Origin of the sequence: Paenibacillus sp. FSL H7-0326 (assembly GCF_001955535.1) — a bacterium.
Classification (GTDB): Bacteria; Bacillota; Bacilli; order Paenibacillales; family Paenibacillaceae; genus Paenibacillus; species Paenibacillus shunpengii.
The window spans coordinates 2,186,599-2,208,377 of record NZ_MPVN01000001.1; the positions used below are offsets into that span (position 1 = coordinate 2,186,599).

Genomic DNA, 21,779 nt, shown 5'->3' on the forward strand with positions numbered 1-21,779 from the left:
ACCATGCCAGCTCCCTCTAACCAAGACTAAAGTTCAGGCTGAATCTCATGCTGCGCTGTAGTCAGTGATCCGTTCCCTTCCATGGCAGCGGATTCATCCGGCTTCACCGTCTGGCCCGGACGCGGCTTGATGTCTTCACAGGAGGTGTGTCCGGCCAAGAGGGTATAAGCTGCGATAAGTGCAGCTATTCTTATCCATTTCTTCATCTCAGCTCACCGCCAATTCTTATTTTTGATAGGTTGTAAAATCTATCACCCGAGTACAGATCCGATTCAGAAGATGACGGTCATGGCTGACAATGACAAGCCCCATCTTCCGCTTTTCTGCCAAGCCAAGCACCGCCTTCCATATTCGAGCCTGGGTAATGGCATCCAGCATCGTTGTCATCTCATCTGCTATGAAAAACCGGGTCTGCGGAGCCAAAGCACGAGCAATGCAAATTCGCTGCAGCTCCCCGCCGGAGAGCTCCGCCGGCCACCTCTCCAGCCAATCTGGATGGATATCGAGCGCTGCAAGCAGCTCCTCGTCGGGCTGCCAGCCTTCACTTAATATCCGGCCCACCTTCCAGCGAGGATTAACCGCACGTTCTGGATGCTGGAATATGAGCTGGATTGGTCTGTAGCCAGTGCTTGGCAACGGTCTTCCGTCCAGCAGAACCTTGCCCTCAAACTCCTTGTCATAGCCTGACATAATTCGGCATAAAGTGGACTTCCCACAGCCGCTGGGGCCTAGCAATCCTACAGCCTCCCCTTGTTTCACCTGGACATTTGCTTCCCGGAACAGCCACTGCTCCCTGCCATACCGCTTGCTTATGTTGTGAGCTTCAAGCATCATGAGCTTATCTCCCTACCCTCGGGTTATGTTCGTATCTTCTGCGTTTAACACTGCCCTGGCAGTGAATCAGATCAGCTGCCCTTCTCTTGCTGCGGCTGCCATGGCATAGTCAATTTCCTCCGGCACGGCAAAATCGTTCTGAGGCAGCGCTCGCCATAATGCCTGTGTATACGGGTGACGAAGACGCTCGCCCTTCCCAGTAAAATCAGCAGCCTCCGCCATTTCAAGTACCGTCCCGGAATAGAACACGGCAACCCGGTCCGCAATGGACAAAGCCGCTTCCAAATCATGTGTTATAAACACAACAGCTGTGCCGGCATCCGCAAACTGCCTGAACATATTCAGCGTCTCCTGTACAACCCCCTCATCGAGTCCCGGCGTAGGCTCATCAGCAATGAGCAGTCTGGCGCCGCTGACCGATGCAATGGATACAAGCACACGCCGGGCCATCCCGCCCGACAGCTGAAACGGGTAGCGCTTCGCCGCCTTCGGACCAAGCCGCATTTTTCGAAAGGCTTTGATCTGCTCCTCGACAGGATCTCCAACCCGCACAGCTTGTCTGACCTGCATGCCAACTCTCATCAGTGGATCAAGGAAGTCAACAGATTGTGGCACAATTGCGATTTCTCTGCCTCTCAGCTTCTTAATCAGCTTTGGAGTAAGGGACTGTCCATCGAAGGTGAGACTTCCATTCCATTTAGCGTTTCTTGGTAAAATTCCTAGTATAGCGTGGGCCAGCAGGCTTTTACCTGAACCGCTGGCTCCAACGACCGCTACAATTTCACCTGGATCAATGGTCATGGAAAGATTACGGATCATGGGCATATCCATCTGCCTGAGTCCCTTGTCATATCGGGTAAACGAAATATTTAAATCGTGGATTTCCAATAAAGATGTTGTCATAGGCTCTCCCTTCTACTCCTGTGAACGATGCGGACTGATCAGCGCATGCAAATTCTCGGCCAGCACATCAAACGCACGTACGACAATAAGCAGGCATAGTCCCGGGAAGAATGCCAGCCACCACATGCCTGTGGACAAATACCTCATCGATTCCGACAAAATGATGCCGATTGCCGGCTGATGCGGTGACAACCCCATGCCGAGGAAGGTTATAGAGGCCTCATGCAGAATCGCGTGCGGGAACAGCAGGAGTGTCCCAACAATAAACTGGGGGAGCAGATGAGGCAGCAGATGCCTCGTCGCAATCCACCATTTGGACCTGCCCATCTGCTCGGATATAAGCACGAACTCGCTCGTTTTCAAATACATTATTTCTGCACGAATCAAACGGGCAAGGCTCGGCCAATGCGTCAGTCCTACCGCAATAATGACTCCCTTGACGCCGCCGCCCATGACAAATGCGAGCAATATAAGCAGAACCAGATGCGGTACACTCAGGAACAGGTCAATCAGCCATGTAATGATTCGGTCGACGGTTCTGCCAAGGCTAGCTGCCATCAGTCCAAGTACAGCCGCAATCATTCCACTTGCCAGAGCTGCTGTCAGGCCGACACCAAGACTGAGAACAAGTCCTTTCATCGTTCTGGCGAGCATATCACGTCCCAGCCAGTCTGTTCCGAACGGATGTGCAAGAGATGGTGCCTGGTTCCGCTCAGTCAAATGAGTATCTAACATGGAGCTGCTCTGCAAGAGTGCAAGCAGTACCGGAATAACTAGCAGAACGATCGCAATGACTGAATAGATCACCGTTCTCGTTCTGCGATTAAGCGTGGTCATCATAGCGATTGTCCCTCCCTGATTCGAGGGTCAATCCAGCGGTATACAAGCTCTGATAGGAGATTACCTGTGAAAACAAACAGCGTACTGAACAGCACAATGCCCATCAATAGCGGAACGTCGCCGCGCGTGCTCGCCTCCACCGTTGCTTGTCCCAGTCCGGGGTAAGAAAATACCTGTTCGACCAATACGGCACCACCAAACAGCTCGCTGAAGGAAGCGAACTGCAGCGTCACTGCGGGCAGGAGGATGTTGCGAAGTCCATGCCGGCGGAACAGGATGAAGCCGGCTTCGCCTCTTGCCTTCGCAAACAGTACATATTCGCTATCCAGCACCTCGACCAGCTTCTCTCGGGTATGCAGAGCAATATTGGATATTCCTACAATGCTGAGCGTGAGAGCTGGCAGGATCATATGACGCACCCGGTCCAGCCAGGTAACCTCTGCCGCTTCAACCCCTGCTGGAACACCCAGACCCACCGGAAAGACAGGAATCCATACCGTAAACAGAATGAGCAGCAGCAGACCCGCCCAGAACGTCGGTGTGGATGACAGGCCATAGCAGTACCACTTGATGATGCGGTCAATCCAGGTTCCCTGCTTCATCGCTGCCAGTACTCCGGCGGCAAACCCGATCAATCCCGACAGCACCCAGGCTGCAAGCATAAGCACGAGAGAGCTCTTGAATCGATCTGCAATGACATCCAATACAGGTTCGCGGTGAATCATTGAAGTCCCGAAGTCGCCTTGTACCAGCGCATTGCCCCATGCTAGAAACCGCTCTACAGGCGGATCATTCAGCCCCCAGTATTCGGATATCGCTGCACGCTGCTCTGGGCTTACACGGAGCATATCTGCTCCGATATAAGCCTGCGTCGGATCAATCGGTGTATTGCTGATTAATATGAAGGTAATGACGCTTACGGCAGCAAGCAAGAGAATAAGCTTGAAGAACTGCCGTGCCACAAATTTAACGGTAACGGTCATCACGGCCATCAGCTATTCCTTCCATTCCCATTCTTCAATATTGGCCGTAATCGGCCAGCCGTGACCATGCGGGTGAATCTGCTGCTCCCCAATATCCAGCTTCTCGTTCACGAGATATAGATGGTTCAGGTTGACGAGCCAGGCCCATGGTGCGTCACCCGATGTGCTGAGGCCGGTCGTGCCGTCCCACTGTGCTTTTTTCCACAGCTCCATTGCTTCATCTTCGTCCGCAGCAGCAAGCGCGGCTTCCATATACTCATCAACCTGCGGGTTGTTGTAATAACCCGGGTTATAATATTCCATTCCAGCAAATTGGCTGCTGTACACATTGTACATTTCGAGCGGATCATTGCTTCCGAACCCTAACAATACAGCATTTGAGAACATCAGCTTATCAATCTCGTCCCAGCTCTTCCCTTCTACTGTAATGCGGATTCCCAATGGCTTGACCATGTCGGCGGCTGCGATGGCAAGGGACTGTCTGGTAGAATCACCAGAGGAGTAGATCAGCGTAAATTCCGCTTCAATACCATTCTTGTCCACGGTTCCATCTCCATTGGAATCCTCCCATCCACCTTCAGCCAATATGTCCTTCGCCTGCTCAATACTGCCATCCTCGAATACGGTATCCGAATTCCACCATGGCAGGTTGTCGCTGATGGAATAGGCTGGTGTTCCTTCTCCTTCCAAAATCCCTTCTACGAGCGCATCGCGGTCAATGCCGACATTTATCGCCTTTCGAATCGAAATATCCGCAGTAACATCATTGCCGATCGGGTAGCCCTCTTCTGTTGTACGGCCTTCCTCTGGCACATACGGGAACATAATGCCCCGGTTGTCAACGGACTGCAAGGATTCGAGCTTCATCCCTGGAATTTGCTGTGTGCTAAATGCCGGGGTCACAAATGCAGCGTCAACCGTACCTGCTTTTGCTGCCGCAAAGGCAGCATCCTCCTCCAGGAACAGGAAGGTCAGCTTGGAGAAGCTGGGCTTCTCACCATAATATAGTTCGTTTCGCTCGACGATCAGCTGCTGCCCTTTATCCCACTGGACAAACTTGAACGGACCCGAGCCAACGGGGTTCTGCGCGTAGTTATCCCCATAGGCATGTTCGGGCACGATGCCGAGTGTCGCCAGAACATAGACGAAGGTTGATTGCGGCTGCTTGAGCGTGAGCTCCACCGTATAGTCATCCATGGCCATTACAGAATCTAGATTGGTGAGATCAACTACGGAGCTGCTATCCTTCGCTGTTTCATATGTAAACACAACATCATCCGCCGTCAGCGCCTCTCCGTCGCTGAACCGGGCATCCTCTCTCAGCTTGACGGTCCAGATGAGCCCGTCCGTACTTGTCTCATAGCTTGCAGCCAGATCACTTACGATCTCCATCTCACTGTTACGTTTGAGCAGTGTGCTCTGGAACAAGGGCGAACCATACCGGCCCCAGCCTGTCGTTGGGTCAAATCCTGTATCCGGCTCACCTCCGACGGCAAGTATCAGTTCTTCCTTCCCTGCTGACTTGTCCGCTGTCGATGCAGAGGCTTGAAGCTCACTTCCTGTCTCCTTCTTGACCGGCTGTGCAGAACAGCCTGCTGCAGCAATTACCGCAAAAGCCAAAACCGCCAGTTGAATGGAACGGCCTCTTAACTTCATACTCCCCCGCTTCCTCTCTATGAACAACATAAAATGAACTTCGACAATTTTACCACTGCTATGCGATCTGTCTGTTACCTCACGGTAAAGGAAATGTAAAATTCTTTATTTTTCAATAAAATCATTCAAATTTCTTCTCTCTTTGACATTGTCATGATTAGCTTGGTGTACGTTTCTGGACCTGGTATTTATGTGGATACACAAAAAAATAGCCAGATCATCATGGCTTAGATAAGCCATGATGATCTGGCTATGTGGTTAATGTAACGTAATATGCTCTTCAAGTGCAGGAGAATCGGGCACAATGCTGAAGAAGCTTTTTCCCGGAACGAGCGGCAGCTCCTTCCCGTCTTTATAGAACCGAATGATGTCCCCTGAGGATTTTTTCCACTCTGCACGAATCAGCTGGCCCTGCTGGAACAGCATCGCCTCACCGCCGGATGACAGATCAAGGGCGAGTCTGCCTACATCATCCAGCACCCGATGTGAGGTCGACAGCACAACAATATTTGAAGCAGCTAAGCGTGTTCCATCATTTGCATCCAAATCCTCAGTACCATTCACGCTTCTTAAATATTGCTGCCTAGTTCTGTCGTATTCGTAGCTTACGGTATAGCTGTCGTTCAGATAATAAATATCAAATGAACGGACTGCTTCTCCGCTTACCTCCGCTCCTTGCTCCAAATACGAATATACGGGTGCGTTGTTCTCTAGTGAGTATCCTCGGTTCTCTGCGCCTTCTCGCAGCTGATCGACAGAAGAATACAGATTGTGCGGTGCTTTGCGGTCACTGCTGCGGAAATAATAAGGTCCGCCATTCGAGATTTCATCGAGATATGGCTTCCCCTCATTTTGCAGTATCGAGTAGGCAGCCGGGCTTCCTCCCGCATGTGCCAGTATACCTCCATAGCTCTCGCCAAGCTCGATGAGGTACGGGCGAATGCTGCGGATTGGACCTAACGTTTCGGCAGCTCCTCCGCTCTGGAAGATCGCAATCAGCCGGGTAATGCCCCCCTCAGCCAGCACTTCATATATATGATCGGCTTGACTAAGCCCGGATTGGGGTCTTGCTGCCGGGGCATTATTGATCATTACCGCAAGAGGTCTTTCATCGACAGGCTCTGCAGAGCGAATACCTGTTAACGGAGCAGCATAAGCCAGCTCAGGCTCGGGCTCCGCTTCGGGCTCTTCTGTCAACTCCTCAGCGGGCCCCGGCGTCTCCACTACCGGCTCTGACGGCTCAGCTTCCGGGGTGCTATTGGATGAGCAAGCGGTTGTAAGCAGGATGAGTAAGAATAAGATGTATAATGAGGGCTTCCATTTTTCTACGATCTGCACGTAAGTGTGTTCCTCCTTCATCATCAGGGAAAGTAGCAGCATGCTTTTCTACCATTTAATCACAAATTCGAGCGAAATGTCTTTGATTTCCTGCGAGAAATTGCACAGATCAGATGAGATTCATGGAAATAGGCGTTTTTTTTGATATATTGTGATTTTTATCACAAACATACGATGGGATATGTTTTAAGATAAAGACATCAAAAGAGTGATCACTTTTATAGATAGAACGAGCAAAAGAGTGTACAAAGATAAAGGCATTAACTTCTATCGCTCAATCTATCTTGATATTAACGAATGATCTTCAGACAAGGGGAATCCTACGATTCCTCACAAAAAAAGGATGGAGTGGTTTATATGTTTACAACATGGCTGAGAGAAAACAAGGTTGCAATGTGGCTGCTGACCGTACTTCGGGTATATCTCGGATATGACTGGATGACTCACGGCTGGCAGAAGCTGACGGGCGGAGGCTTTGATGCTACAGGATTCCTGACAGGAGCAATCGAGAAATCGACAGGTGAGGGTGCTACAGTTCAGGGCTGGTGGGGTGCATTTCTTGAAGGCTTTGCCCTTCCAAACGTAGAATTGTTTAACTTCCTCGTACCGCTCGGTGAATTCTTGGTCGGTGTAGGCCTCTTGCTTGGATGCTTCACTACCTTGGCTGCAGTGATGGCGATGGTCATGAACTTTGCGTTCCTCTTCTCGGGAACGGTGAGCACGAATGCACAGCTGGTACTTCTGCAGATCTTCATCGTTGTCGCTGGATACAATGCGGCTAAGATCGGTCTCGATCACTGGGTGATCCCTTATATCCGCGGAATGTACAACAAGTTTAGACATCGTAAGGACCCGGTGGCAAAAGTGAACACGAAGACGCAGCACACCTAAGCCTCGAAATAGATGATATAGAAACAGGGCAGGCCGCCCGACAAATCTTCCTCCATCGAAAAAACATGGGGAGCAGGTTTATCGGGGACCTGCTTTTTGCTATAACCGTTCATACCGGCACGCTTCCGTGGTATACTCTCTTCACGGCCCGCTTGTATGGGCATTTAATTTCACGATGGAGGTGTGACAACCCCTTGGCTACGAATCGCCGTTTAATTACCAACCTTGACTTTGAAGAAGCCATGACTCGCAAAAGACGCATTCGCGTTTTTAAAGATAACCAGCAGATCGACTCCGGCGGTGTTATTATCCGCTATGATGAGATGACCATTGTCATTCAATCCAGTGTCAGCGATATTGCCTATCATCAGCGGCAGGACTGTGAGTTCTTCGAGCTTAAATCTTAGGACCTGCCGGTTGCTCGTATATAAACAATAAAAGGCATCCCCTGGGGGAAGATCGTCTCTTCCATTAGGGAATGCCTTTAACTTCGTTATAAGTTAACCGAATTGCCAGCAATTCAGACTCAAACTGCCGTACTGATAGGCTTGAAACCGCTTCTGTGCTCTGCGTTCCTTGTCTGCTGCTCCCATCGCATAGAATAAGGGTGCAAAATGCTCGGAAGCATAAGAAGGGACCGCATCTTGGGCATTCGGGGCTTTTTTCTCGTAATCATACAGGTCTCGAAGATTCCACTCCTCCAGCTTCAATGTGAGCCATTCATCAAACTCGGCAGCCCACGCTGCGGGTTCTGAATCTGGACTAAGCTTCCTCAAATTATGTACCAGCCCACCGCTGCCAATCACTAATATATCCTCGTGTCTTAAAGGCTCCAGCATACAGCCGATACGGTATTGCTCCTGCTCTGACCGCATGGAATCGACAGACAAGCTGACGACCGGAATATTCGCTTCCGGATACATATGCCGAAGAATGACCCAGGCACCGTGATCAAGTCCTCTTCCTGTAACGAGCTTGTAGGGCAGATTCTGTGCCGCCATCAATTGGCCAATCCTCATCGACAGCTCCGGATCGCCCGGGGCAGGATATTCAATCTTGTACATTTCTTTAGGAAATCCGTAAAAATCATGCATCGTTGTATGAAACTCATCTACAGACAGTGACTGCACCGGCTCATCATAATGAGCGGAGAATAAGGCAATACCTTTCGGGACCGGTAAGCTGGCACCAAGCTCTCTCAAGAACGCTGTGTAGTTGTTGTCCTCTATGACGAGGGTGGGTGAACCGTGCGCAATAAACAATGCAGGTAACGTCATCGCTGCCAAGCCTCCAGACACAGGTAGAATGGGTGTATGTGTTTATTTTACATCTAGAGGTGGACGAAATAAAGTTGATTCATTCAGTACTGAAACATTTATTTCTTCCATTAGATCATCCAATGCTGCCAGTCTTGGCTCGCATTACGCTGCTCTGTTAACCACGCACGGGTACGCTTGATGAGCTGCTCACGTTCCGGTCCCGATGAAAAGGTATGGTCTCCTTGAAAAATAATATCCTTATCACAGCGACCCTCGCTGCGCATCCAGAATACCTTCTGATATAAAAAGGCGTAATCGACCGGGATCGTATCATCGCTCGTTCCGTGAATGACCAGCACATCACCTGAGAATTTGAGCGCCTCCTGAAACGGCTGGAAATCGGCGAGCGATTCAAAGTATGCCGGAGTAAAGCGATAGCCTAAATAATCTGCCGCCCCCTCTTTGACAGAGGTGTCGTATTTGTCACGGCCTGTTATTTTTATAATATCATTAAAAGGATACCCTACAGCAGACCACAGAATAAGCTTGGTTACTCGCTTGTCCCTTACTGCGGTATGAAGTGCTGTAGCTCCTCCGAGACTGTGACCTAGCAGCGTCACCTGCTGAGGATCGACATCACAGCAATCCAGGGCATAGTCAAGCACGCTCTTCGTCTGATTTATCATCGACTGCAGCCCTTCAGCGCCATATTCACCTGTACTCTCACCACAGCCGATATAATCAAACCGAAGCACCAGGTTCCCGTCCTCCGCCAGTTCTCTCGCCGTTTTGACAAATAAACGGTCAACACCAATACGATTACCAACAAACCCATGGCAAATAACGATCAGCGGTACTCGTGCCGGCTTCTTGCCTTCTGAGATTTCGGATACCACCGGATAATGGATCGTTGCTGCTATTTCCTCTTCCCCATGCTTAATGCCAATTTGTCGTTCCATATGACTTCCTCCCAGTAAAAAATAACACCCAAACGAAACCAAACTATATTTCAATTAATTCCGATAAGTTTAATATGAATTAGTTGAAGATAGTGTAGCACCATTCTTTACCGAAAGTCAATCCACTCCATGGAATTCTCTATGGCCTATTCATAGCTCCGGCGAAACATCGCATGGGTTTCTGATTTGCCCTTCCATTCCACAGGCTCCGCTTCAGTCTCCCCGCGCGGTATTACTCCCTCATCATCTGATCCAAACTCCGTATCCGCTATTGTCCGATAGACGGGTGCTACATTCGCAATCTCAGCACTGATCTGGGCTGTTCCCTTCACCCGCTGGGTCTCTGCAGAACGGCTCACTTGATGAGCCCATGCAAATTCCTCATTACGACTCGTTGTTTCTTCAATATGTTCTGCCTTCACAACCTCATCCTTGACTCCTCTCGACTGGCTGTTTAACAGATACTGTCTCGTTGCATCGTTCTGTGTCATGATCGAAACCCTCCTTATATATGCGTACTGCTCTTAGATAAGCACACGACATAGTGTGTGACAGGAGATAACTGGCTATACACTCCCGCTCTGACCCTGAATTGGCCTCATAAAACTTAATGAGACGGATTAATCCAAGCTCTGATTCGGAATAATAACAAGCAGCAATCGAAGATTACAGGAAAGGAAGATATCACATGAAGCTCATGTTCCACTGGATTGAACATCACCTGGGAAGTGTATTTCTCTGTCTTGCCGTCATCGCTGCCATAATATATGTAGCTGTTCATCATACTCAGCTGTTCTATAAAGAATAAGCCTACACCTAACTTTGCTAATTCCACCTTACTCCCGTATACTTTATTCATATGATGTACGGATATAGGACAGAGGAGTGGACAATAAAGTAATGAATCGCAGCAAACAAATCATGCTGATCAGGAATCGGCAAACTACGGTCATTGGTCAGATGACATCTCCTTCCAGGGAGTTCTATGCCCTGATCGAGGAACAGGTCAGGAACTCGCGCATTCCTGAGCTCGAGCTCGAGGAGCTGCTGCTCCGCATGGGACAGGAAATCTTAGAAGCACAACGTAAGGGCACTAATCTGAAGCAATTATTCGGCGGTAAACCGGACAAGTATATTAAAGAAGAAGAGAATAAATATGCGCTGGGAGCAGCACCCGCTGCAAATTCGAAAGCCTCCTCCACCGTCTCAGCTAAAGATGCGGATAAGATTAATAATGAAAATACAGATAATACCAAAGGAATTAAATTCAATCTCATGATTGCCTGGGCTGCGGTATCGATGGTATTTCTGCTAATGGGACTCATCGGGCAGGTGACTTCGTTAGCGGGCCAAGATCCATCACCCTATACGAGTATCAGCCTGTTTACATTAGCCCTCATCGCCGGTGGCGCGATTGTATTAATTCAGATTCTCCTCTCTTTTAATCATGCACCGGAGGATGAAGAGACCCATCGGTCACCGAGACGCGCTGGATTTAATCTGAAATCCATCATCAATTATCTCATCGTCGTGGTCATCATTTTGCTTCTGGGCTACATATTCGGCAATATGCTTCCCGCTATTCAGCTGTCTGCCATTGCCCTCATCGCTATTGGAGCCATCGGACTTGTGCTCGTTAAACCGATCTTCGGAAGGAAAAGAAGGGCTGAATAATTCATACACAAACCCTAGAGAATCCTCAGCCATTGCGGGATGCTCTAGGGTTTATTAACATGTGGATAACATACCAAAGAAGCTCGAATTGCCGCTAATCGCAATTCGAGCTTCTTCCTACTTCCGTCATGCTCCTAAACTGCAGCCATTATATATCCTTAGCAGCCGAGTCTTCTCCGTGTTCACCTGATGTGCGCTGTGATTGAGGTGCAGCTGCAGCAGGCAATTCCTCCATTACAATCGTGTCACTTGCTCTCGACAGGCTGTTCACAGTTGCCTTGTCTCCATCAGCTACGGATAATACAAAGATACGATAGGTAACGCCCGCCTTCAATGTGCTGCCATCTGCATCCAGCGCGTACGTATCAAGCACCGCGCTCAGGTTGTCTCCCGTTCTGGAAACCGCGGTATACTGGCTTCTTGGCAATGCATTCGCTTGCTCCAGCGTAAATTGATCTGCATTCGCCGCCTTCACCGCAATGACTGCGTAGAAGGACAATCCGGCTTCATTGCCTGCCTTATTGAAATCCACCTTTATAGCCGGATTCTCAGCAGGCTTATTCTCCACCTTCGTTATGACGGCAGTGTCCACTGCGACAGGTGCTTTATTGATTACGAAGGTGTTAGATGGCTGTGACAAAGCATTTTCCGAGCGTACTTTGCCATCTGCTAGCGACAACACGAACACCTTATAATTTGTTCCCGGAGTGAGACGATCACCCCTGACGTCCTTGGTATTCTCGTTCAGCACTTGTGACAGATCCGATCCTTTCTTCGCCACTGCTGTATAATTCCCCGAGTCCACCCGATTTGCCCATGCCAGATCAAACCTGCTCGCTTCATCCGCCCGCACTACCATAACAAGATAACGGGACAGCCCTGTCTCATCCGAAGCCTTCTTGAACTTCACGGTGACATCACGTCCATCCCCATTGGTTCCGTTCACTACCGCCTCTACCGAGGAAGCTGGCTGGGCACTACTCGCCGATAGCTGGATCACAGATGAAGCACCGGACAGAGAGTTCAGCTTGCTGTCACCTCTGTTACTGACCGCAAGAACGAATACGCGGTAGCTTACTCCGCTGCGAATAATGGAACCGTCTGTATCTCTCGCATCAGCTGACAAGGCTACAGATAGATTGCCGCCTGTTTTGTTTACACGCGTGTATCTTGAGCTGTTCATGCTGCTTGCAATAGATACATTAAAAGCCCCTGCATTCCCCGATTTCACGACGAATACGCGATAATGATCCACACTTGCTTCATTCGATGATTTGTTAAACGTCACTCTGAGGTCACGGCCATCCCCATAATCCTGAATATCACTTGCCGCAAGTCCACTGATCGGCTTCGTTACCGAGTTGTTCACAAGGGTAATCTGGGCTGAGGCACCAGAGAGCAGATTGGAGTATCCCCCCTGCTGATTGCCCATGGATGCAACAAAGACTCGGTACGTCTCTCCTTCCCGGATTGTATTACCGCTGGTATCCTTCAGTTTTTCAGGCAAGGTGGTGGTGATATTGTTACCTGTCTTGGAGATATCGTAGTATCGGTCCGAGCCCAGCTTATTCGCTTCAGTCATATTAAAAGACGATGCTTGATTATTCCTAACCACATATATTCTATAAAAACCGACCTTGGCCTCATTGCCTGCTCTATTGAAGGACAATTGTATATCCCGGCCATTGCCATAATCATTTACATCATTGACTGCCGTGATGGATGGAGCCGTCAATGTCGCACTGTCGAGTGTAATCGCAGAGGAAGCACCAGACAGCTTATGCTGCTTATTATTCGTGTTCGAGCTGGCCGAATAGATGTAGACGACATACGGGATGCCGTTCTTGATCATCTCTCCCGATGAATCACGTGTGCCTGAAGACAACGTCGTCGTAATCGTTGATGAGCTCGACTTATTCACGGGTGTAGAATAGCTGTTCGCTGCTCTGCTGGCTGCGTTCACATCAAAGGATGAAGCATCCTTTTGCTTAACGACAAAGATGCGGTAATTGGTAATATCCGATGTCGTACCCGGCTGCTTGAAGCTGACTTCCATATCTCTTCCGTCCCCATGATTCGCGATATCTCGTATCTTAACCTCTGAGGCTGCAGCCACTGCCGGCTTGGCATTCATCGTAATCGGATCTTTAGCCGAGGACAGCACATAGGAGAAATCAGAAGCATCATTTCCCACGGTCAGCACATAGACCTTGTAAGCCGTGCCAGACTGTATCTTTTGACCCGCTGCATCCAGTGTGTTCTCTTTCAACGTCACACTAAGCTTGCCATTCGTTCTCGATACGGGGGTGTAGCTCGTATAAGATACATTTCTGGCTTCATTCAGATTAAAGCTTCCACTGTTTGAGGCTTTGACCAGTATGACCCGGTATTCATGCACCCCGCCTTCGTTCTGCGAAGGGGTAAACTCCACGCTGATATCTCTTGCATCCCCGTACTGTGTACCGACCCTGGTCGTTACAGTGGAAGAAGACAGATCATTGCTGCTCGTAATAATATCTACACGTTTGGCACTGGAGTTCCACAGAACTTCCTCACCAAGTGCCTCCGTCACGAAGCGGATGGGCACCATAGTGCTGCCTTTGATGATCGACGCCGGAACATCGAGTGTGACTCTGCTTCCACTGATCGTGGCATAGCTCGATCCGATCGTCATGGAGACCGTCTGGTCTCCTTTTGTCGCTGTAACTGTCTTCGTCTTATTGTTCCATATTACATTCGCATCCAGCCCTTCAAAGATCGAGCGCAGTGGAACGAGAACCCGATTGCCCTTCATTACAGGCGCTTGGGGAGACGGAAGTCTTTCATTATCGATATAAATTTGGATGGCAGTCGCCGCGTTTAACATACCTGGCGTATGACCAACGCCCGCGGATACCAGTGCAGCAATCACAACCGAGGATACCCATTTCTTCATCATCATTTCCTCCAGCTTCCCATTAAATTAAAAAACATCAGCTCCATTTGCAACTTATGCGGCTCATTTCACGTCAGCAATCTTATAACGCAGAATAGTGGGATAATGTTCCATATTTACAAGTCGGAAGAAAATTATTTTTTTTGCCTGACCAAATGTTGACTCGCTCGCTAATCAGTAAATCGAACCAGCAGAGATCATTGTGTATATTTTTGCGTTATGGGTGATGGGTGAATACCAATTCGATCATTATTGTGCCACATCATTTCAACTAGAGCAGGTGGGCCTCGGGTAATTAGGGTAAATACTTTAGGTAACCCATGTATGTAAATCTATCCATCATTTTTAGGAGGGTATAATTATGAAGAACACGATACTTCGGCATAAGAACAACCGGAAATCCACCGTAAAATGGATGGCTGTGTTAAGCAGTGCAGCATTGCTGCTGCCTGCCGGATGGAGCCCCGCCTTCGCCCAAAATACCGCGCAAGCAAATACATCAGCACCTGCAGCTGCTGAGGCAGTTTCATCGGAGTCGTCCGTTATCCTGAACAAGTTTCGAGCTTTGCTTAAACAACCGAACGGTCTGCCGGAAGCTGCAACTTATCTGAATAAAAATATATCAAAAGCATCTCCCCATCATGCGACGCTTATGGTGCTCTATTTAGAAAATGCACGGATCAAAGCCATGCCGTCCATTGATAAGAAGTTGTACCCGCAGGACGTTCAAGAGGAGCTGCAGACCTTTTTCAAAGAAAACGACACCATGAACCAGCTGATCCAAAAGGCAAAAACTCAAAAAGTGAAAAACCTGCTGACACAGGCTAAAAATTACGGATACAAGGTCATTACCGCTGAAGGCATGTATTTCCTGACGATGGATTATTCTGCTTTTGAACGTTACGAGGAGGATGTCAAAGAGGATATTTCTGCCTACATCAGCATCCAGTCAGAGCTCTCTCGCAAACAGCTGGGTAAGGATGCCGCTCTTGCGATCGGGTATCAGGAGCTTGTCAATCGTGCGTTACTGCTCGAAGGATTTGTTAATAACTATCCGAACTCTAATCGCACACGGCAAATGGAAGATCAATATGACTTGTACAGACACGTTATTTTTTACGGGATGAATAATACCCCTCTCTTCCAAGACAATGGAGCGATCAGACCCCATGCCAAAACAGCCTACACGTTCATTGCCGGTCGCCCGAATGATAACAACAGTCAGCTGCACGAGCTGCTGAAGCAGTTCGTTAACGTACTGAAGGATCATCAGTTCAAGCAAACCTCTGAGGTAAAAGATTGGCTCGAGGAGCATGTCGGAACGAACGGATAGAATGCTAATGTGCAGCACAAGAAGCCCCGCTTACGATTGTAAGCGGGGCTCTATTTTTATCACCTAAAATATATCAGATCAAGAGATTAAAGAGATTAAGATCCTTGTTCAGCTCGGTATATTGAATATTTTTTCGATTCATACGCTCGATGAGCGGCTCGTAATCCTCGGTGTACATCAGCTCAATGCCGACCAGGGCCGGACCGTTCTCTTTGTCATTCTTCTTCGTATATTCAAACCGGGCGATATCATCATTTGGACCGAGCACATCCTCCAAAAATTCACGGAGTGCCCCCGCACGCTGCGGGAAGTTAATCATGAAATAATGCTTGAGCCCTTCATACATGAGCGAACGTTCCTTAATCTCTTGCATCCGGTCAATGTCATTATTGCCCCCACTGATGATGCAGACGACTTTTTTTCCTTGAATCTGATCCTTATACTGCGCTAGTGCAGCAACAGACAAGGAACCCGCCGGTTCAACCACAATGGCATTTTCGTTATACAATTCAAGAATGGTTGTACACGCCTTGCCCTCCGGCACCTTTAAGATATCATCCAGTGCGTTCTTGCAGATATCATAGGTGAGATCACCCACACGTTTAACCGCTGCACCATCCACAAATTTATCAATCTGCTGCAGGGTAACGACCTGCTTCTGATCAATGGCCTCCGTCATGGAAGCTGCGCCTAACGGCTCTACGCCAATGACCTTCGTTTCCGGATGAACGGTTTTGATATACGCACCTACACCTGCCGCGAGTCCACCACCGCCAATAGTCACAAACACATAATCCGCGGGGGTGTCCAGATCCTCCATGATCTCCATCCCAATCGTTCCATTGCCTGCAATGATCTTCGGCTGATCAAAAGGATGAATAAACGTAAGCTCCTGCTCCTTGCATACACGCATGGCCGCTTCATAGGAATCGTCATAAGTGTCGCCTGTAAGCACGACCTCCACATTGCTTCCTCCAAAACGTCTTACCTGCTTAACCTTCTGACTCGGTGTTGTGCTTGGCATGAAGATCTTGCCCTGAATTCCCAAGGCATTACATGAAAAAGCAACCCCTTGCGCATGGTTCCCAGCACTCGCGCATACAATCCCCCGTTCTCTCTCCTCCTGGGACAGACTCCGGATCATGTTGTAAGCACCACGGATTTTAAATGAACGAACGACTTGCAAATCTTCTCTCTTTAGATAAACTTCGCAATTGTATTTCGCAGATAACACAGCATCACGCTGGAGTGGTGTACGTACGATAACCTCTCTCAGCACATGGTGTGCTCTGACGATATCTTCCATTCCCACAACAGGGACATTTCCACTTTTTGATGTCTCTACTGGTTCCATTCTCTCCACACTCCGCTTGAATTTGGTACGCGCAAGGCATGTACTCGAATCCATTCCACAACTCATCAAACGATGGGTGATATGAAAAGAATTCTCTTACGCAGCATTTCTCTGTCTATGACTTAGCTATCAGCTATCATTTCTATGTATTGTACCACTTTCCTGCGCGGCATGCCCTCCTCATCTGTACTTATTTTTACCAGCGAATCGAACTCCAATCAGACCATATTTTTGGGGATCTTATTTTCAAGATACCGATAATCATGATAGCCTGACAGTATAGCAATAGAGAACAGGAGATGAACAGCCATGGTCAATGATACAGATCTTGCACATTTGAAACGCTGCATAGAGCTAGCAGGAACCGCTCTTGAAGCAGGTGACGAGCCCTTCGGTTCCGTCCTTGTATCCGCTGATGGCACCGTACTTGCCGAGGAACGTAACCATGTGGGAGGCGGTGACCCTACCCAGCATCCCGAATTTGCATTAGCACGCTGGGCTGCAGAGCACATGGACCCACTAGAACGAAGCCAAGCAACCGTATATACATCTGGCGAGCATTGTCCAATGTGTGCTGCTGCCCATGGATGGGTTGGCTTGGGACGGATCGTTTATGCAAGTTCCTCAGCTCAGCTGTCCATGTGGCTGAATGATATGGGCGCCCGCTCATCTCGGGTGCTGAGCCTCCCTATTCACGAAGTTATTCGTGATACCGTAGTAGATGGCCCTGTGCCGGAGCTAGCCGAGCAGGTCCGGAAGCTGCATCAGCAGTTACATGACCGCTAAAAAAAAGAAAAAAGCCCGTATGCCCGGGACTGTACCCTGTCTCATAAACAAGGTATAGGTCCCGCCCCATTCGTATGGAGCATACTGGCTTTTTTTATTGTGAGTTATCGCGTGAATTTCATTTACCCCATGCTTACCGTTACATTGACATTTCCTTTAATGGCTTTGGAGTACGGGCAATAATCATGAGCAAGCTCCACATACTTGCGAGCTGTCTCCTCATCCAAACCGTCGATTCGTACATCCAGCTCCACCTCAAGCTTAACACCGTTATCTGCCGGATCTGTTTTTAAATATACCGTTGCGGACACGGTGCTCTTCTCGATTTGTACATTGTTCTTCTTCAATTGAAACTCAAGTGCTGAATTAAAGCAGGCACTGTATCCAGCCGCGAACAGCTGCTCAGGATTGGTAGCCGTTGTATCCTTGCCGCCTAGCTCCGGAGGTGCAGCAACCTCCAGCAAAAATACGTTATCCGGAGATTGCACAATGCCTTGACGCCCTCCTGTATTGATTACCGTTGTTTCATACAATGTTTTCATTTTCATGTTCTCCTTTTAATTTTAATTTTAGAATATAGCTGTTGTTATATTGTTATAAATTATATTGTTTGCAATTTAATTTTACTAAATTTTATTTTAGGTGTAAAGCATAAAAAAATTCATTTAGTAAATCCATCCCGTGCTTGAATGAAAAAGAAATAAAAATGACTGCCGAGAATTTCTCGACAGCCTAAAGATCTTTAAGGGATTAACTGGTCTTGCTTAATTGGTGATGAGAGTACGATCATGGTCGTTGAGTCACCATATTTTCCAAGCTCATTAATTGCACTCTCCAAGGTTAGTAAAGATTCGGTAACCAGTTTGACAAGAAAATTGTACTGATGTCCGCTGATTCGATGCAACTCAACGACATCGCGTGCTTCTTTACAGTAACTGACGAAGTTATCACATCCTTTAGTATAGAACAGAATGAATGCGGATATTTGCTTGTTGATCTTCTCTGGGGTAATGACTGCACGATAGTGATCAATAATTCCGTTCTCTTCCATGCGGCGTACTCGCTCCGTAACGGCAGGCTGTGATAAGGAGACGGCCTTTCCTAGATCCGTCATAGAGATGCGCCCTTCCTCCTGCAACCGCAGCAAGATTTGCTTGTCCAGATCGTCCATCAATCATACTCCTTTATATTCAAGGTATAATTCATCAAATGAAATGAATTTAAAGATTCGAACTCCATATTAACTTTAAAACTCTATAGTACCTAACATCGATATTATATAAAATTATTTATTATATCAATTGAAAGAAGAGGCGTGGATATGATAAATAACGAATTGTTACAGCCCGTTCGAATCGGGCCCTGGCAACTACAAACACGGATTGTAATGGCTCCAATGACGCGCTCATTTGCCAATGATGTTACGGGTACGGTTGGTGAGGATGTCATTGCTTACTATCAACGCCGAGCGGAAGATGGAATAGGACTTATCATCACAGAAGGCATTATACCGACAATCCAAGGAAAAGGGACCTTTGGAGTACCTGGATTATATACAAGCGAGCAAGTGAGTGCTTGGCGCAAAGTCACGGAGGCAGTACATGAAAAAGGCGGCACCATTATAGCACAGCTATGGCATGTCGGCAGGCTGACCCATCCTGATTTAACAGGGGGCCGTCCAGCCCTTGCCCCCTCTGCTCTGCGTGCTGAGGGGCTTGTACATCGGTTGCGTAAACCTTACGCTATGCCTAAGGAAATGACGAATGAAGATATTCGTATGACCGTACATCACTTTAAACAGGCAGCTAATAATGCTATACAAGCCGGTTTTGACGGGGTCGAAATTCACGGAGCCCATGGCTATCTAATTGATCAATTTGCATCGGAATCCACAAATCGACGTACGGATGGTTATGGTGGTCACAGGACTCAGCGTCTGAGACTAATGAGAGAAATACTCTCTGCCATTGGTGAGGATATCGGTATGGAGCGTGTCGTTCTACGCTTCTCTGAATTGAAAGACGATGAGCCCAGTTTCCGATGGTTAGACCCTATCGCTGAGATCGAGTCATACATCGAGATGTTTCACGAGGTTGGTCTGCAAGTCATCCATCCATCTACAAACCATTTCTCCCAGCCGATATGGGAAGGTCTGACATTTCACGAGCTCGTGCGGAGTCGATGGGAAGGTTATATCATCGGAGTTGGCAATCTGACTCCCGATTCTGCTGTGACAGCCATCCGTTCAGGTGTCATCGATTTGGCTGCATTTGGCCGTCCCTTGCTGGCGAATAACGATTTTGTTAACCGCCTTAAGAACGGATTGCCGCTCAATCCATATAATTCAGCAATCCATTTAGCACAATTGATCTAAAAGGAGAGCATTTAGCACTTTTAATTCACTTTTAATGCACTTTTTTAAGCGACCCAGGTTAAACGATACACCACAGGTGTGTACTTTTCCGGTTACTTGAATAAGTGCTTTTTTGTGTTTATTTGCTTTTTCAAATGCTGGTGAACATCAGGTTATCTGCAAATAATCAGGATATTCAATCCATTTTTTAAAATTATTTACAATCATGTGGTCGTCCGATATAATAAGCAACAAGACTGTAAACGTTTACATTAAGTAATTAATAAGGAGATGACTGTTATGTTGGCAAAATTCAAGAAGATTCCAGCTCTCTTGGCATTATCCCTGATATTCTCCGTTATCACTCTCCTGATTCCGCCTTCCTCTACTGTCCTAGCGAGTTCAGGAGAAACGGCAAGTATTTCCGACATACTCAAATATCAGCAAGCCGATGGCGGATGGAAAAAGGATTACAGCACGACGAGCGGAGAATGGTCCAAATCTACGATTGATAATAAGGCGACTTATACCGAGATTAGAAGATTGGCCGCGGAATACCAGAAAACCAACAATGCTCAATATTCTGCTGCTGCGATCCGTGGAATCAACTTCTTGCTAAACATGCAATATGCGAATGGAGGCTGGCCGCAAATATACAACAGCTCCGGTTATCACAAGCACATTACATTTAATGACAACGCCATGATTAACGTTATGATTCTACTCGATGACGTCGCTAACAAAAAAGGCGATTTTTCCTTTGTGGACAGCACGTTAGCCAGCAGAGCCAGTAGTGCTGTATCCAAGGGAATCAACTTAATTTTGCAAATTCAGGTGTCTGTGAACGGTAAACTGACCGTTTGGGGACAACAGCATGATTCCTCAACACTAAAGCCGGCTGGAGCAAGATCCTATGAGGTTCCTTCTCTTAGCGCACAGGAAAGTGTGAACATCGTTAAATTCCTCAAGACTAGAGCCTCTACTACGGCAATTGCAAATAGTATCAAGGCAGCGGAAGATTGGCTCAAAGCTGTAAAAATCACCGGTATCAAAGTAGTAAAGACTACGGATGATGTTGTGGTGGTTAGTGATCCGAGTGCGCCGGCCATTTGGGCTCGTTTCTATGAGATCAATACCAATAAACCGATCTTTGTCGGTCGAGACGGTATAGTGAAGTACAAGCTAAGTGATATTGAACAAGAACGAAGAGTTAATTATTCCTGGTATGGGAACTGGGCCAATAGCTTGGGCATCTATTAAGATGAAGCGGCTAATCCTTCAATGGCTGATGTGATAGGAATGAAATAACAAGCAGCTTCTTTTGCATGTCTATGGGTCATTATGGTTAAATAAGAGCATTGACCTGCAAAGGAGGAACGATCATGACTGTTAACTATGAACAAGACCTGCTGCCGATCGGTTCTGTAGTACGCATTAAGGAATGGAAGCAGAAGCTGATGATCTATGGCCGGCTGCAAAATGATACTGAGTCTCAGAGTACATGGGACTATGTGGCATGTTATTATCCACACGGCAATTTAACAGAAGACTCTAATGTCTTCTTTAACCACGAGGATATCAAGGATGTTATATTTAAAGGATTTGAGGATCATGAGGAAGTTGCTTTCCGTAAAATCCTTGCTGAAGCGATCAAGGAAGCCGAGTAAATACATTCGGTTTT

At 47.8% G+C, this 21,779-nt stretch carries 22 protein-coding genes; 8 read left to right on the forward strand and 14 right to left on the reverse strand.

What is annotated here, in order from left to right; genetic code table 11:
- Window positions 1–26: 26 nt before the first annotated feature.
- The 7 genes from BK126_RS10380 to BK126_RS10410 all read right to left on the reverse strand — a co-directional run bounded on the left by BK126_RS10380 (window position 27) and on the right by BK126_RS10410 (window position 6,554).
- Window positions 27–206, reverse strand: a complete 180-nt coding sequence (locus BK126_RS10380; protein ID WP_047912818.1) for a hypothetical protein — start codon at window positions 204–206, stop codon at window positions 27–29.
- Window positions 207–225: 19 nt separating this feature from the next.
- Complete coding sequence (locus tag BK126_RS10385; protein WP_076312437.1) at window positions 226–834, reverse strand: ABC transporter ATP-binding protein; 609 nt, start codon at window positions 832–834, stop codon at window positions 226–228.
- A gap of 66 nt (window positions 835–900) precedes the next feature.
- Complete coding sequence (locus BK126_RS10390; protein WP_052512113.1) at window positions 901–1,737, reverse strand: ATP-binding cassette domain-containing protein; 837 nt, start codon at window positions 1,735–1,737, stop codon at window positions 901–903.
- A gap of 12 nt (window positions 1,738–1,749) precedes the next feature.
- Complete coding sequence (locus BK126_RS10395; protein WP_076312438.1) at window positions 1,750–2,577, reverse strand: ABC transporter permease; 828 nt, start codon at window positions 2,575–2,577, stop codon at window positions 1,750–1,752.
- A complete protein-coding gene (locus BK126_RS10400) occupies window positions 2,574–3,560 on the reverse strand; it encodes an ABC transporter permease (RefSeq protein ID WP_076312659.1) in 987 nt (328 codons plus the stop codon). The genes BK126_RS10395 and BK126_RS10400 overlap by 4 nt, the downstream gene beginning before the upstream one ends.
- A gap of 12 nt (window positions 3,561–3,572) precedes the next feature.
- Window positions 3,573–5,216, reverse strand: coding sequence for an ABC transporter substrate-binding protein (locus BK126_RS10405; protein WP_076312439.1), 1,644 nt, complete (start codon window positions 5,214–5,216; stop codon window positions 3,573–3,575).
- A 258-nt stretch (window positions 5,217–5,474) separates the two neighbouring features.
- Complete coding sequence (locus BK126_RS10410) at window positions 5,475–6,554, reverse strand: DUF3048 domain-containing protein (RefSeq protein ID WP_076312440.1); 1,080 nt, start codon at window positions 6,552–6,554, stop codon at window positions 5,475–5,477.
- 357 nt (window positions 6,555–6,911) lie between these two features.
- Between BK126_RS10410 and BK126_RS10415 the strand changes: the two genes are divergently transcribed.
- The gene (locus BK126_RS10415; protein WP_047912813.1) at window positions 6,912–7,445 is read left to right on the forward strand and encodes a DoxX family protein; all 534 of its coding nucleotides are present in this window, start codon (window positions 6,912–6,914) and stop codon (window positions 7,443–7,445) included.
- A gap of 194 nt (window positions 7,446–7,639) precedes the next feature.
- Window positions 7,640–7,852, forward strand: a complete 213-nt coding sequence (locus BK126_RS10420) for a hypothetical protein (protein ID WP_047912812.1) — start codon at window positions 7,640–7,642, stop codon at window positions 7,850–7,852.
- A gap of 93 nt (window positions 7,853–7,945) precedes the next feature.
- On the opposite strand, the gene BK126_RS10425 is transcribed toward BK126_RS10420, so the two are convergent.
- The 3 genes from BK126_RS10425 to BK126_RS10435 form a co-directional block, all read right to left on the reverse strand.
- Window positions 7,946–8,722, reverse strand: coding sequence for a DODA-type extradiol aromatic ring-opening family dioxygenase (locus BK126_RS10425; protein WP_047912811.1), 777 nt, complete (start codon window positions 8,720–8,722; stop codon window positions 7,946–7,948).
- A gap of 110 nt (window positions 8,723–8,832) precedes the next feature.
- On the reverse strand, window positions 8,833–9,663 hold the full coding sequence (locus tag BK126_RS10430; RefSeq protein WP_047912810.1) for an alpha/beta hydrolase: 831 nt from the start codon (window positions 9,661–9,663) through the stop codon (window positions 8,833–8,835).
- A 146-nt stretch (window positions 9,664–9,809) separates the two neighbouring features.
- The gene (locus BK126_RS10435) at window positions 9,810–10,154 is read right to left on the reverse strand and encodes a hypothetical protein (RefSeq protein ID WP_047912809.1); all 345 of its coding nucleotides are present in this window, start codon (window positions 10,152–10,154) and stop codon (window positions 9,810–9,812) included.
- Window positions 10,155–10,563: 409 nt separating this feature from the next.
- On the opposite strand from BK126_RS10435, the gene BK126_RS10445 reads away from it, so the two are divergent.
- Complete coding sequence (locus BK126_RS10445; RefSeq protein ID WP_076312441.1) at window positions 10,564–11,337, forward strand: DUF1129 family protein; 774 nt, start codon at window positions 10,564–10,566, stop codon at window positions 11,335–11,337.
- A 148-nt stretch (window positions 11,338–11,485) separates the two neighbouring features.
- Here BK126_RS10445 and BK126_RS10450 read toward each other — a convergent pair whose 3' ends face one another.
- Window positions 11,486–14,278, reverse strand: coding sequence for a copper amine oxidase N-terminal domain-containing protein (locus BK126_RS10450; protein WP_083655799.1), 2,793 nt, complete (start codon window positions 14,276–14,278; stop codon window positions 11,486–11,488).
- Between the two features lie 355 nt (window positions 14,279–14,633).
- Between BK126_RS10450 and BK126_RS10455 the strand changes: the two genes are divergently transcribed.
- Complete coding sequence (locus BK126_RS10455) at window positions 14,634–15,605, forward strand: hypothetical protein (protein WP_076312443.1); 972 nt, start codon at window positions 14,634–14,636, stop codon at window positions 15,603–15,605.
- Window positions 15,606–15,678: 73 nt separating this feature from the next.
- Here the strand turns inward: BK126_RS10455 and ilvA are convergent, their stop codons facing one another.
- Window positions 15,679–16,959, reverse strand: coding sequence for a threonine ammonia-lyase IlvA (gene ilvA, locus BK126_RS10460; RefSeq protein ID WP_047912806.1), 1,281 nt, complete (start codon window positions 16,957–16,959; stop codon window positions 15,679–15,681).
- A gap of 309 nt (window positions 16,960–17,268) precedes the next feature.
- Between ilvA and BK126_RS10465 the strand changes: the two genes are divergently transcribed.
- Complete coding sequence (locus BK126_RS10465; protein WP_047912805.1) at window positions 17,269–17,745, forward strand: nucleoside deaminase; 477 nt, start codon at window positions 17,269–17,271, stop codon at window positions 17,743–17,745.
- A 122-nt stretch (window positions 17,746–17,867) separates the two neighbouring features.
- On the opposite strand, the gene BK126_RS10470 is transcribed toward BK126_RS10465, so the two are convergent.
- A complete protein-coding gene (locus tag BK126_RS10470; protein ID WP_047912804.1) occupies window positions 17,868–18,287 on the reverse strand; it encodes an organic hydroperoxide resistance protein in 420 nt (139 codons plus the stop codon).
- A gap of 200 nt (window positions 18,288–18,487) precedes the next feature.
- Complete coding sequence (locus tag BK126_RS10475; RefSeq protein ID WP_047912803.1) at window positions 18,488–18,916, reverse strand: Lrp/AsnC family transcriptional regulator; 429 nt, start codon at window positions 18,914–18,916, stop codon at window positions 18,488–18,490.
- 150 nt (window positions 18,917–19,066) lie between these two features.
- Here BK126_RS10475 and BK126_RS10480 point away from each other — a divergent pair, with 150 nt between their 5' ends.
- The 3 genes from BK126_RS10480 (at window position 19,067) to BK126_RS10490 (ending at window position 21,765) form a co-directional block, all read left to right on the forward strand.
- Window positions 19,067–20,119 (forward strand): oxidoreductase, encoded by a 1,053-nt coding sequence (locus BK126_RS10480; RefSeq protein WP_076312444.1) that lies wholly within the window; start codon window positions 19,067–19,069, stop codon window positions 20,117–20,119.
- Between the two features lie 279 nt (window positions 20,120–20,398).
- Window positions 20,399–21,358 carry a pectate lyase gene (gene pelA, locus BK126_RS10485; RefSeq protein WP_081872609.1) on the forward strand — a complete coding sequence of 320 codons (960 nt, stop codon included), beginning with the start codon at window positions 20,399–20,401 and terminating at the stop codon, window positions 21,356–21,358.
- A gap of 122 nt (window positions 21,359–21,480) precedes the next feature.
- Window positions 21,481–21,765 carry a DUF4176 domain-containing protein gene (locus BK126_RS10490; RefSeq protein WP_076312445.1) on the forward strand — a complete coding sequence of 95 codons (285 nt, stop codon included), beginning with the start codon at window positions 21,481–21,483 and terminating at the stop codon, window positions 21,763–21,765.
- Window positions 21,766–21,779 lie beyond the last annotated feature (14 nt).